4 protein-coding genes are annotated in these 13,787 nt (G+C 70.0%); 2 read left to right on the top strand and 2 right to left on the bottom strand.

The window, feature by feature from the left end; translation table 11 throughout:
- Positions 1–69: 69 nt before the first annotated feature.
- Positions 70–9,384 (bottom strand): non-ribosomal peptide synthetase, encoded by a 9,315-nt coding sequence (locus MOV08_RS00130; protein ID WP_275305679.1) that lies wholly within the window; start codon positions 9,382–9,384, stop codon positions 70–72.
- A 503-nt stretch (positions 9,385–9,887) separates the two neighbouring features.
- Positions 9,888–10,568 carry a hypothetical protein gene (locus MOV08_RS00135; RefSeq protein WP_052286352.1) on the bottom strand — a complete coding sequence of 227 codons (681 nt, stop codon included), beginning with the start codon at positions 10,566–10,568 and terminating at the stop codon, positions 9,888–9,890.
- Positions 10,569–11,592: 1,024 nt separating this feature from the next.
- Here MOV08_RS00135 and ccrA point away from each other — a divergent pair.
- Both ccrA and MOV08_RS00145 read left to right on the top strand, forming a co-directional pair.
- Positions 11,593–12,936: a crotonyl-CoA carboxylase/reductase gene (gene ccrA / locus MOV08_RS00140; protein ID WP_275305680.1), complete on the top strand. Its 1,344-nt coding sequence runs from the start codon at positions 11,593–11,595 to the stop codon at positions 12,934–12,936.
- A 393-nt stretch (positions 12,937–13,329) separates the two neighbouring features.
- Positions 13,330–13,785, top strand: coding sequence for a hypothetical protein (locus MOV08_RS00145; protein WP_039628500.1), 456 nt, complete (start codon positions 13,330–13,332; stop codon positions 13,783–13,785).
- Positions 13,786–13,787 lie beyond the last annotated feature (2 nt).

A 13,787-nucleotide genomic window follows, 5' to 3' on the forward strand; every position in this document is an offset into this window, starting at 1 on the left:
CCCTGCATTCCGCCGTCGATCGGGACAACGGCTGGTCTGGTGGTGGATGCGCCCTGGTCGGGGCGGCGGTCAACGGTCGCGTCGGTCGTCCGTGGTGTGGTCCTGCCCTGCCCATACCAGTTCGCGCAGCTGCGAGACCGTCAGCTCAGGCTGCCGTGAGACGAGTTCGAGGACCCGCGGCCATTGGCGTACCAGCGCGCCCATGACCGGCGGCTCGATGGAGTCCGGGTCGTACACCCACAGGCCGCGCAGCTCGCCCTCAACGTCACGGGCCACCAGGTAGAGGTCGAGGTTGTGCGGCTCGATGGCGGCGATCAGCTCCGGGAGCGGGGTCTCGTCGCCGATGCGCACGTCCAGGGGCGCCACCTCGAGCCCGTCCAGGGTCAGCGACTTGGCCGGCACACCGAGCAGGTTGAGTATCACCCGCAGCGGCAGCTGGTTGCCGTCCCCGACGACGCCGTCGTGCACCAGGGCGCGCACCGGCACGTTCTGGTGCACGTACGCGTCGAGTTCGCCCTGCAGGACCTGTTGGACCAGTTCGTGGAAGGTCGGGTCGTCGGCCATCCGCGAGCGGTTGAGGATCATGTTGATGAACGGGCCGACCATCGACTTGGTCTCCGGTCGTTCGCGGCCGGCCAGCGGGTGGCTGACCGCGATGTCCGTCGCGCCCGTGTAGCTGTGCAGCAGCACGTGGAACGCCGCCATCAGCATCATGAACAGGGTCACGCCCTCGCGGCGTGCGGCCTCCTTCACCGCCGACATGACCGCGGCGTCAACCACGACGGTGTGGCTGAAGCCCTCGATGAAATCGTCGAGTTGGTGCTCGGGCGCCTCGAAGTCGAGCCTGCGCGCCGCACCTGTCAGCTCCTTACGCCAGTGCGCGACGTGCTCGTCGAGTGCGCCGCCGGCAAGCAGCCCCTGCTCCCACGCCGCGTAGTCCAGGTGCTGGACCATCACGTCCGGCAGCTCCGGCCGGCGCGCCGCCGTGTGGGCCGCGTACAGCTCCGACAGCTCGTCGGTGACCACACCGATCCCCCAGTGGTCCACCAGGATGTGGTGCGCCACGAGGACCAGCGCGTGTTCACGGTCGGAGAGTTGTATGAGTTGGCCGCGGACCAAGTTGCCGTCCTCGATGCGGAACGTGTGCTTGGTCTCCTTGGTGAGCAGCTCGCGCAGCTGCTCACGCTGTGCCTCCCCCTGGTAGGTGCGCAGGTCGACCGTCTCGATCGGCCACTCGGGACGGCCGTCGGCGAACTGCAAGGTGGCCGAGCCGCGCTGGACGTAGCGGGTGCGCAGGATGTCGTGGCGGCGCACCAGGTCGTCCAGGGCGCGGCGCAGGGCGAGGGTGTCGAGTGCGCCGGTCACCCGGAACGCGGTGATGACGGCGTGGTGCGCGTGGTTGGGGCCGACCGGCTGGAGCAGGAACTCCAGTTGCCCGAAGGACAGTCCGGCGCCGTCGCTGCGGTCGGCTGTGGGGATCGGGGCGGTCAGCGGGTCGGCCGCGCCGACGGTCGCGGTGTGCTCGTGGTCGTCGCGGGCCAACGCGACCGTGCCGTTCTCGACGGCGGCCGCGCAGCGGGCGACGGCGCGCAGCCCGTCGAACCAGGCGTCCGCGAGTTCGCGGACCTCGTCCTCGGTGAGCAGCGAGCCGGCCCAGCTCCAATTGGCCACCAGCTGCGGGCCGTCGGGCCCGTCCTGGGTGACGGCGTTGATCTCGAGCGGGTGGGACAGCGGCCGGGTGCCGGTGGTGCCGGGCGCGGTGTCGTCCCGCAGTGGCAGCCAGGGCGTCTCCTCGTCGGTGACGGGCACACGGCCGAGGTAGTTGAACAGCACCTGCGGCTCGGGCAGTGCCGCGAGCAGCGGCGCGGTCTCCGGGTCCAGGTGGCGCAGGAGGCCGTAGCCGAGGCCGTTCTCCGGTATCGCCCGCAGCTGCTTGCCGGTGCGGGCGACCGCAGCCGCCAGCTCGCCGCCCGCACCGGTCACGTCCTCCCACGGCAGCGCGCCGCAGTCGAGGCGGACTGGGTGGACACTGGTGAACCAGCCCACCGTGCGGGACAGATCGACGCCGTCGACCAGATGATCGTGCCTGCCGTGGCTCTCCACGTCGAGCACCACCGGGGCACCTCCTTGGCCGGACCGGCCGGCGCGCCACCGTCCGACGGCGAGCCCGAAGGCGGTCAGGAGTATGTCCTGGATGCCGCGCCGGAACACCGCAGGCACCTGCCCGAACAGCGGAGCGGTGTCCTCGGCCGACAGGGTCAGCGAAAGGCGTCCCTCGGTGCCGGTGACATCGCGGTCCGCGTCCAGCTTCCCGGCCACCAGCGGCTCGGCGTCGCGCAGGACGTCCTGCCACACCGGCAGTTCGGCGCGGTGTCGGGCGATGCCCACGCCGCCGGCCACCCGGTCGGCCCAGCCGCGCAGTGACGTCGCCACCGGCGCGAGGACCGGCTTGCGGCCCGCGGCGACCGCGTCCCAGGCGACGGAGATGTCGGACAGCAAGATCCGCCATGACACACCGTCGACGGCGAAGTGGTGCACAGCGAGCAGCAGCCTGCCCGGGCGGTCTGCCCCGGTGTCGAACCACACCGGCTGCAGCATCACGCCCTCGGCCGGGTCGAGCCGCCGCTTGGCTGCGGCCGTCTCCTCGGCGATCAGCGTCCGCGCGTCGGCGTCGGCGAGTCCGCTGATGTCCACGCGGCGCAGGATGTCGGCGACCCGGACCGTGCCCGGCTCGTCCGCGTGCAGCGACCACTGCCCGTCGGGCCCGATCTCCAACCGCGTACGCAGGGCGTCGTGTTGGTCGACCACCGCTTGGAGCGTGGTGACCAGACGGGCCTCGTCCACGTTGGTCGGAAGGCCGACGGTCGCAGACAGGTCGAAGCCGACAACCGAGCCGCCCAGGTGCCGCTGGCGTTCCATGACGGGCAGCAGGCGGATCTCGCCGGTGCCGATGTCGGTGACGGTCACCGTGGTGTCCGCGTCGGCGGCCTTGGCCACCCGGGCGATGCCCGCCACCGTCTGCTGGGTGAACACGTCGCGGACGGTGAACACCAGGCCCGCCGTCCGGGACTGCGCGACCAGTTGGGTGGCCTGGATGCTGTCCCCGCCCAGGTCGAAGAAGCCGACCTCGGCGCCGACTTCCGACAGCCCGAGCACCTCGGCGAACACGGCGCACAGGGTCTGCTCGACCGGCGTCTGTGCGGCCCGGGACTCGGTGCCCGCGCCGAGGGCGGGGGCGGGCAGCGCGCGGCGGTCAAGCTTGCCGTTGCCGGTCATCGGGAAAGCGTCGAGGACCATCACGACGACGGGCACCATGTACTGCGGCAGCCGTTCACCCACGTACGACCGCAGCTCGGTGGGCTCGGCGTGCGCGCCGTCGGCGAGGACAACATAGCCGACGAGGTTCTTGCCGTCGGTGGGCTTCTGGTGCACCACGACGGCGGCGTCCGCTACGGCCGGATGGGTGGCGAGCGCGTTCTCGATCTCGCCGGGTTCGATGCGGAAGCCGCGGATCTTGACTTGGTCGTCGGTGCGGCCGAGGTACTCGATCGTGCCGTCGGCGCGCCAGCGCACCAAGTCGCCGGTGCGGTACATGCGTTCACCCGGAGCGCCGTACGGGCAGGCGACGAATCTCTGGGCGGTCAGGCCCGGCTTGTCGAAGTAGCCGCGGGCCAGGCCCGCTCCGGCGAGGTAGAGCTCGCCGGGCACGCCGACCGGCACCGGGCGCAGCCGCTCGTCGAGGACGTAGGCGCGGGTGTCGTCCATCGGTGTGCCGATCGGCACGGTGCCGTCGACCACCTCGCGAGTTCTGTGCAGCGACGCGAACGTCGTCGTCTCCGTCGGACCGTATCCGTTGGTGAGGACGGTCTTCGGCCATGCGGCCAGCGCCTTGGCGGCCACAGGCGGCGAGAGCGCCTCACCGCCGGCGAGCACCTCGCGCATCCCGGCCAGGGCCCCGGGGTCGCGTTCGACCAGCAGATTGAAGAGGGCGGCCGTGAAAAACGCCGAGGTCACACCGCGCTCGCGGATGGTTCGCACCAGCAGGTCCGGGTCGAGCTCACCGGCCGGTGCGACCACCACCTCGCCGCCGGAGAGCAGCGGCACCCACAGCTCGTAGGTGGAGGCGTCGAACGCGGTCGGGGCGTGCATGAGCACCCGGGTGTGGTTCTCGTCGTGCCACACGTGGTCGGCGGCGAGGCTCGCCACGTTGCGGTGGGTGACCGTCACGCCCTTGGGTTGCCCGGTGGAGCCGGATGTGTACATGACGTACGCCGCCCGGTCGGGCCCGTCCGCGGCCCGAGGGACGGCGGCGCCGCCCGACTCGCTTTCCGTGGCGGACAGTTCGGCCGTCACATCGAGTACGCGGACCCCGTCGACGGTGGGGTGCGCCGGCCTGTCGCCGTCCACGAGGAGCACGCTCGCCCCGGTGTCGGCCATGACCAGACGCATGCGGGACTCGGGGTAGCGGGGGTCGAGCGGCACATACACACCGCCGGCCTTGAGCACGGCCAGGATCGCCACGGGCACCCTCACCGAGCGCTCCATCAGCAGGCACACCGCGTCCTCGGCGCCGTCGGCGCCTATCCCCAGGGCACGCAGCCGCGCGGCGAGCCGGTCGGCGGTGGTGGAGAGTTCGCGGTAGGTGAGCCGCTCGTCGCCGCAGCTGACCGCGACGGCGTCCGGGGTGCGGGCCGCCTGCGCCTCGAACAGGCCTGGCAGCCCGGCCACCGGCTGCTGGCCACCCGTGCCGTTCCACTCCTCGAGTACGCGATGCCGCTCGGCCGGGGTGAGCAAGTCGACGTCGCCGACCGCCTGGTCCGGGTCGCTGATCATCGCCAGGACCACCTGGCGCAGCCTGCGCAGCATGGTGCGTATGGTGTCCGGGTCGAAGACGTCAGCGTTGTACTCGATGCCGCCGTCGATGCCACGCGGTGTGCCGTCGCCCGCGAGGTGCTCGTGCACAAGCAGAACGAGGTCCATGCGCGCCGTTCCGGTGCTCCGCACCACAGGCGTCGCCTCGACGCCGGGCAGGTCCAAGGTCTCGTCGGTCACGCTCTGCCAGGACAACATGACCTGGATGAGGGGGTGGTGGGACATCGACCGGGTCGGGCGCAGACTGTCCACGAGGGACTCGAACGGAATGTCCCGGTGCGCGAGCGCGTCGAGGGTGCGATCCCTCACGGCGGCGAGCAGTTCCCGGAACGTTTGCCGTTCCTCAATCCGTGTACGCAGCACAAGGGTGTTGGCGAAGAAGCCGATCAGGTTCTCGGTGGCCTGGTCGTCACGGCCTGCGGTGGCAACGCCGATCGGGATGTCCGTGCCGGCGCCGAGGCGGCCGAGCAGCACCGCCATGGCCGCGTCGAGGACCATGAACATGCTGACATCGCAGCCGCGGGCCAGTCGGGCCAGGCCCTCGTGCAGCTCCGCGTCCCACTGGAAGGTGAGCGTGTCGCCGTCGTGGGAGGCCTCGGCCGGGTGCGGGCGGTCGATCGGCAAGGCGATCCGCTCGGGCAGGCCGTCCAAAGCGCCGCGCCAGTAGTCGAGTTGGCGCGACCAGGTGCTGTCGGCCTCGTCCTGCGCACCGAGGTACTGCCGCTGCCACAGGGCGTAGTCGGCGTACTGCACGGGAAGCGGCGGCCAGTCGGGGGCCTGCCCCGCCAGGCGTGCCCGGTAGGCGACCGCCAGGTCGAGCCGCAGCGGGGCGAGGGACCAGCCGTCCGCCGCGATGTGGTGGATGACGACGGCCAGGACGTGCTCCTCGGCGCCGAGCGAGAACAGCTCCGCATGCAGCGGGATCTCCCGGGTCAGGTCGAACGAGTACCGGACCCCCGCTGTCACCGCGTCGTCCAGTCCTGCCTCGTCGACCTCGGTGACCGGCAGGGCGGGACGCGCCTGTTCGGGGGCGAGTATCTGCTGGCAGGCCACCGCGCCCGTGTCCGGGAACACTGTCCGCAGCGCCTCGTGCCGGGCGACGACGTCGGCGAGGGCGGCCCGCAGACAGTCCACGTCGAGGGCACCGGTCAGGCGCAGCACCACCGGCAGGTTGTAGGTGGGCGAGGGGCCTTCCATCTGGTGCAGGAACCAAAGGCGCCGCTGGGCGAACGACAGCGGCAGCGGGTCGGGCCGGGTCATCGGGCTCAGCGCGGGCCGTGCCTCGCCGCCGCCCTGCCGCAGCATTTCGGCCAGCTCGGCCACGGTCTGCTTCTCGAACAGGGCGCGCACCGGCACCTCGACGCCGAGCGCGCCGCGGATCCGTGCCACCAGGCGGGTGGCGAGGAGCGAGTGCCCGCCGAGGGCGAAGAAGCCGTCGTCGATGCCTACTTGAGGCACCTTCAGGACCTGCACGAACAGGTCGCACAGGGCCTGCTCCTCAGCGTCGCGGGGCGCGACGTACGCCGCCGTGCGGGTCTCCTGCCCTTCGGGCGCGGGCAGCGCGCCGCGGTCGGTCTTGCCGCTGGGGGTCAGCGGCAGCGCGTCGAGGAACACGAACGCGGACGGGACCATGTAGTCGGGGAGCTTCTCGGCCAGGGCGGCCCGCAGCCGGCGGCGCAGCTCGTCGGTTCCGCCGACCGCCGGGTCCGGCACCACGTAGGCGACAAGGCGCTGGTCGCCCGGCTGGTCCTCGCGGGTCACGACGACCGAGTCCTTGACGGGGTCCTGGCGCATCAGCACCGACTCGATCTCGCCGAGTTCGATGCGGTAGCCGCGCAGCTTGACCTGGTGGTCGAGCCGGCCCAGGTAGTCGACGGTGCCGTCGACACGGCGCCGCACCAGGTCGCCGGTGCGGTACAGGCGGTCGGCGAGGTCGGACGCGAACGGGTTAGGGATGAACTGCTGCTCCGTCAGCTCCGGTCGGTTGATGTAGCCGCGGGCGAGTCCGCTGCCGCCGATGCACAGTTCACCGGGCACGCCCGGCGGCACGGGCCGGCCCTCGGGGTCGAGGATGTGGACCTCGGTGTTGGCGATCGGCCGGCCGATGGTGATCGTGTCGTCCACGATCCGGGTGCCCAGGGAGTAGATCGTGGTCTCGCTCGGGCCGTACATGTTCCACAGGTCCACGCCCTTGGCCAGCAGGCGCCGCGCCAGGTCGGGGGGCAGGGCCTCGCCGCATATGAGGCCGCGCAGGCCCGGGCGGCCCGGCCAGCCGGCGTCGAGCAGCATCCGCCAGGTGGACGGGGTGGCCTGCATCATGGTCGCGCCGGTGGCGGCCATCTCTTCCGCCAACAGTCTTCCGTCCGTGGCTACTTCGCGGGTTGCGAGCACCACGCGGGCGCCCTCGACGAGCGGAAGGAGCAGCTCGAGGGTTGCGATGTCAAACGACAGGGTGGTGACCGCGATCAGGCTGTCGTCGGCGTCGATGCCCGGCCACTGCTTCATCGCCCAGAAGAGGTTGCGCAGCGCGCGGTGCGGCAGCTGGACGCCCTTGGGGCGGCCGGTCGACCCCGATGTGTAGATGACGTAGGCGAGGTCGGCACCGTCGACCGGCTCGCCGAGGACCTCGGTGGACTCGGTGGCGAGATCCTCGCGCAGCTCGTCCACGCACAACGTCGTAGCCGCGGACTCCGGCAGGCCCGGCACCACCGAGCTCTGGGTGATCAGGACGGGAAGGCCCGCGTCCTCGATCATGAACGCCATGCGGTCCTTGGGCAGCTTCGGGTCGACCGGCACGTAGGCGCCGCCCGCCTTCAGGACGGCGAGCACCGCGACGACCATGTCGAGCGAGCGCTCCAGGCAGATCCCGACCATGACATCACGCCCGACGCCAAGGCGCTTGAGTCGGTGCGCCAACTGGTTGGCGGACGCGTCAAGTTGGGCGTACGTGAGCGTTTCACCCTGGCAGTACACCGCCTCGGCGTCGGGCCGCAGCACCGCCTGCCGCTCGATGCGCTGATGGGTCAGGAGGTCGTCGGGCCATTCGTTGCGACTGTCGGCCCGCTCCTGGCCCTGGGCGCGCTGCTCGTCCTCGGTCAACAGCGCGACGTCCAGGATCGGCCGGTCCGGGTCGGCGAGGAGGTTGTCGAGGAGCACCTTCAGGTGGCTGGCCATGCGGTCGATCGTGGCCGCGTCGAACAGCTCGGCGTTGTACTCGAACCAGCCGCTGAGCTCGTCGCCCTGCTCGAACACCTGGAGCTCCAGGTCGAACCGGGCGGTGGAGCTCGCCACGTCCATCAGCTCCAGGCGCAGCCCGCCGACGCCGAACTCCGGCACCGGGATGTTCTGGTACACGAACGACACCTGGAAGATCGGCGAGCGCGACAGATCGCGCTCCGGGCGCAGCTCCTCCACCAGCCGCTCGAGCGGCACCTCCTGGTGGGCGAAGGCGCCGAGGGCCGCACCGCGCACCCGGCCGAGCAGTTCCGTGAACGTCGGGTTGCCCGACACGTCGTTGCGGATCGCGAGCGTGTTGACGAAGTAGCCGATGAGCTGCTCGACCTGGGACTGCCCGCGGTTGGCCACGGGCACGCCGACGACGACGTCGTCCTGCCTGCTGTACCGGTGCAGCAGGGCGATGTAGGCGGCGAGCAGCGTCATGAACGGGGTGGCGCCGGTGCGCCGGCTCAGTTCGCGTACGCCGCTCATCACCGAGGCGGGCAGCCTGAACGGCCGTGAACCGCCGGCCGAGCCAAGCACCGCGGGCCGCGGCCGGTCGGTGGGCAGTTCGAGGATGGGCGCGGCGCCTTCGAGGGTCGTCTTCCAGTACTCCAGTTCGTCCGCGAAGCGCGGACCCGTCAGCTGCTTGCGCTGCCAGGCCGCGTAGTCGGCGTACTGGACGGACAGCTCGGGCAACTCGGCCTTGGTGCCGGTGAGGTGGCCTTGGTAGAGGGTGACCAGCTCGCCGAACAGGACCGAGGTCGACCACAGGTCGGCGACGATGTGATGCATGGTGAGCAGCAGGACGTGCTCGTCAGGGGCCAGGCGCAGAAACCTCATCCGCATGAGTGGCCCAGTGCCCAGGTCGAAGGGGCGGGCGAACTCCCGGTGCGCCAGCTCCTTGATGCCCTCCTCGCCCTCTGGGCCGCGCAGGTGCGCACACTCCTCGACGGTCAGCTCCAGCTCACCGGTCTCGTGGACGACCTGCACGGGCTCGCCGTCGGCCTCTTCGAACGTGGTGCGCAGCGATTCGTGCCTGCAGACGATCTCAGCGAGGCTGCGGCGCCAGAGCTCCACGTCGAGCAGGCCGTGTACGCGCACCGCGGCCGGGATGTTGTAGGCGGCGCTGCCCGGGTTGAGCTGGTCCAGGAACCACATGCGCTGCTGGGGGAACGAGGCGGCGAAGCGCCGCTCCCGTGCCGCCGGCCGGTGGCCGTTCTTGCGCCGCAACCGCTCTGCCAGCAGCGCGCGCTTCTGCTCCGGCGTGAGGCTGGTCAGGTCGATGTCAGTCATGCGCCAGTCTCCTGATCGTCGGTCTCGGCGGCGCGGGGTTTCCGCACGTGTGCTCCCGGCTTCGCGTCGGTCTGCGTCTGTGGTGTCCCCGACTCACCGGCCGCGCCTGGTGGGGGCCGCGGTACCGGCGTTCGGGCACGTCGAGCTGTGTCAACACGGCCTGATGGCCGGTCGGTTGGGCTGGACGAGTACCTGAGAAGAGTTCAAGCCCCTGCGCTGTGCGGCCACGATCGGCCCTCCGCCCGGAGCATCGCGTGCTTGTCTATCCAGCGGTGATCGATCTGTCCATGTTCGACACCCGCCGGCCGACTGGTCACACGCCCTGCGCTCGACAGGGTCGAGCCGCGCCAAGGATCATCGCCCTTCGAGGCGGACGGAGGCAACTGCGCACGCAGAACGCCGAGTCAGCGCGGGTGGACGAGAGTGCGGCCGGCGAGGCCCGGACAGTACAGAGCGCAGGCACGGACGGACCGTGCCTGCGCCGTGGGTTTCGTACACAGGGGTCAGGCGGTGCGCCCCCGCGCCCGGCGGATCGGCCGGACCATCAGGTACACCACCGATCCGGCCAGGATGACCAGGCCCGCGGCCAGCAGCGCGGCGCCGATCCAGGGCAACCACGCGATCTTCGCCGCCACGGTCACCTTGCCGGAGGGGCCGCGCGACCCGTCGGCCTTCATGAAGACCGCCGCGACATCGCCCGATTTCACGGACCAGTTGAGCGTCTGCGCACCCTGACCACCGGCCTTGGCGCCCCACACGTCGGCCTCACCGGGCAGCGTCTTGGGCGCAGCACCCGAGTGTTTGCTCTGGGTGTCGCCCTTGGAACTCGACTCATGGATGGTCACATGCTGTACGCCGGCCAGATACCGCTGCATCCCGGCCTTGTCGGCGATGCCGACGAACACCGGGTCACCCGCCTTGTCCGGCGTGAAGGTGATCCGGAGGTCCTTGTAAAGACCCGCCATCTCCTTGTCGGCGCGGAAGCTGTCGCTGGCCATGGCGTACGTCTCGGTGCGGTGCGCGTACCGGTCCGTACCCAGATCGATGTAGCCGTCGTCCGCCGTCGCCATGTACAGGGCGGTACCGCCCAGACTGGCGAACGTCAACGCCACGAGGGACAGGACCGCACCGACCACCACGGCGACGATGCGTCCCGTGGTCCAACCAGCCGACGTGCTGCGCATGTTCGCCCCCTTCGCTAACCCCTTGGCACCCCTGTCGGTCACAGATTCCTCCTCGGTCTCGTCACCCGGGTGTCGAACGCCGGGCACGGTGTGCTTCTCGCATGGACTGCCAGTGCAAGGCGACACGGAGATGCCCTGTTCAGTCCAACCTGGCTCACCGTAACCGGACGAAGGTCCTCCGGCATCAGGGGAAACCCCCATCCGGTATCAGGGAGATCCCCTACGAACTCCTGCGCGGTTGCTGGACGGGCCCGCATCGACCGGCTCGGGAACGTTCAACCAACCAATTCGGCCGGTTGAACACGTCGGCCCGGGGGTTGACGTGAAGGGGGATTTTCCAGATCGTCGGCTGCTCCCATGGAGACCGACTGGGGATCGATCGGAGATCCACGCCGACGGAGTTCAGTACCCCCAAAACTCCGGGACTTCCCCTGTTCAGCCCGCTCAGGCTGTTCAACTGTTCGGTTCGGCCAGTTGAACGCCCCCAGGTGAGCGCCAGGGCGATTGCGAAGTCGAGTTGATCAGGTGAGTGGGCAGGCCACGGCGGCTTGAGGGTGCCGGCTGGGGCCGTGGCCCGCACAACGAAGCTCCGGTCGGAACGGGTGACCTCTTCAAGTCGCTGTGCCGAACCGGAGCCTCGATGTGCCGTCAGTCCGCCACCGTCTGCCTGGCCAAGTCGCCCACCCGTCACCATCGCGCGACGGGTCCGCTGGCCGAGCCGCGAGACCGTCTGGCCTCCTCGGACTCAACCAACCTGCGCCAACGCACGATCAACGGACTTTGCAATCGCCCTGAGGTGAGCCCACCTTTGAGCACCCTTTGATAGACCGCGTGCGAACCTCTGGCCGCTGGACTCGACCGTCGGCCAAGTGTCAACATTCATCTCGCACTTGCCTCCACAATTCGGCAAGGCGACCGTGGAACAGACACCAGGCGACTCCCATTTGCGTCCCCTCTTCCGAGGGAATGCAAATACACCGCGCCCTGTTCTTCGCAGACCGAGCCGGAAAGAGGTCCGGAACCAATGCAAAAGATCCTCGATGCGATCCTCGCGGGCGAATTGGGCGAGGTGGGCCACCTGCCGGTGCCCGAGTTCTACCGAGGGGTGGTTCTCCACGCCGATGAGACGACGATGTTCGACGGCCTCGCGAGCCGGGACAAGGACCCGCGCCGATCACTGCACCTGGACGAGGTGGCAACGCCGAAGCCGGCCGCGGGCGAGGTGTTGGTGGCGGTGATGGCCAGCGGGATCAACCACAACACGGTGTGGTCCTCGATCTTCGAGCCGATACCGACGTTCGGTTTCCTGTCCCGCTACGGCCGGACCTCGCCGCAGGCGGCCCGGCACGATCTGCCCTACCACGTCCTCGGCTCGGACCTGTCCGGTGTGGTGCTGCGCTGCGGCGCAGGAGTGGCGGGCTGGTCGCCCGGCGACGAGGTCGTCGCGCACTGCCTGTCGGTGGAACTGGACCGCCCCGACGGCCACTCCGACACCATGCTCGACCCGGAGCAGCGGATCTGGGGATTCGAGACGAATTTCGGCGGGCTTGCCGAGCTGGCTCTGGTCAAGGCCAACCAGCTGATGCCCAAGCCGCGGCATCTCACCTGGGAGGAGGCGGCCGCCTCGGGCCTGGTGAACTCCACCGCGTACCGGCAACTGGTCTCCGCCAACGGCGCCCGAGTCAAGCAGGGCGACACCGTGCTCATCTGGGGCGCATCCGGTGGACTCGGCTCGTACGCCACGCAGTTGGCGCTCAACGGCGGGGCGATCCCGGTGTGTGTGGTGTCCAGCCCGCAGAAGGCCGAGGCGTGTCGGCGAATGGGCGCAGAGCTGGTGATCGACCGGAGCGCCGATGGCTACCGGTTCTGGAAGGACGAGCAGACGCAGGACCCGCGTGAATGGCGGCGGTTCGGCGCCCGGATCAGGGAACTGACCGGAGGCGACGACCCGGACATCGTCTTCGAACACCCGGGCCGCGAGACGTTCGGCGCGAGCGTGTACGTGGCCCGCCGCGGCGGCACCATCGTGACCTGCGCGTCCACCTCGGGATACCAGCACGCCTACGACAACCGATACCTGTGGATGAACCTCAAGCGGATCATCGGCACCCACTTCGCCAACTACCGCGAGGCGTGGGAGGCCAACCGACTCATCGCCAAGGGGAAGATCCACCCCACGCTGTCGGAGGCAGTGCCGCTCGAACGCGCCGCCCAGGCCGTGTACGACGTGCACCACAACCTGCACCAGGGCAAGGTCGGGGTGCTGTGTCTGGCGCCCGAAGGCGGGCTCGGGGTACGCGACTCGACAGTGCGGGCCCGGCACGTGTCAGCCATCAACAGGTTCCGCACAAAGCCGGTGAGCGCGTGACGTGTCAGGGTGTCTCTTCGCGCGGCCGCGATTCCGCTGGGTCCGCCGCCTACTCTATCCCTGCCTCTTGTTGACGGGTCGGCGGGACGTGATGGATGCTGCCCTGCGCATGGCGTAAATCCCAGGAGAATTCTGGTTGGTGCCTCGACCGCCCTTGCCGGCCACCTCTGCGCACCGCCTTTTCGCGATTCTCCCGGCCGCACTCCGGCCTCTTCACCGAACACGGCACATGACAAGTACGGTCGGCATCCGCACGGTTGCTCGTGATAGGCGTCCGGCCACCGTCGCCGATGACGGGCTGAAGGCGAACTGAAAACGCAACAGGAATGCGCGGCGCGGCCCGCGCATGCAAGGAATTTCACGCACGGTCACGCATATTGAGAGGACGGTCGGATGCCGGGCCGGGACACACGATCGCTTGTCGACCATTCCCGCACGGTCCTCAGCAAGCACTCCGAGGACCAGATCCTCTGGTTCCTCGTGGACGGCGAGGGTGAGCCACACGCCCTCGGCAAAGCCGAGTTGGACCTGCCGGCCCGCACGATCGCCGTGGCGCTGCAGGACCGCTTCCCCTCTGGGGAACGGGGCCTGATCATGTGCCCGGCCGGGCTTGAGTACGTGTACGCCGACATCGTCGCCGTGCCGCCCTGCCCTGCGGACCTGGCGTTCCCCATACGCACCCGGCCGCGACTCACCGCCGCCGCGCCGGCGCCGCCGCAGGCGGCACCCGACCGCGCGGGCGCGTCCGCCGCGGACGGCCCGCCGGACCTCGATGCGATGTCCGCCGCGGAACTCGAAGCACTTCTGACGGCCAAGACCACACAGATCGACGAGGGGGCTCAGCGATGACG

Source organism: Streptomyces yunnanensis, from assembly GCF_029011865.1.
GTDB classification, from domain to species: Bacteria; Actinomycetota; Actinomycetes; order Streptomycetales; family Streptomycetaceae; genus Streptomyces; species Streptomyces yunnanensis.

What these genes read in the sequence shown, in the direction of transcription:
- MOV08_RS00135 (WP_052286352.1), bottom strand. Translation starts at nt 10,568, where the DNA reads ATGCGCAGCACGTCGGCTGGTTGGACCACGGGACGCATCGTCGCCGTG.
- MOV08_RS00145 (WP_039628500.1), top strand. Translation starts at nt 13,330, where the DNA reads ATGCCGGGCCGGGACACACGATCGCTTGTCGACCATTCCCGCACGGTC.
- ccrA (WP_275305680.1), top strand. Translation starts at nt 11,593, where the DNA reads ATGCAAAAGATCCTCGATGCGATCCTCGCGGGCGAATTGGGCGAGGTG.
- MOV08_RS00130 (WP_275305679.1), bottom strand. Translation starts at nt 9,384, where the DNA reads ATGACTGACATCGACCTGACCAGCCTCACGCCGGAGCAGAAGCGCGCG.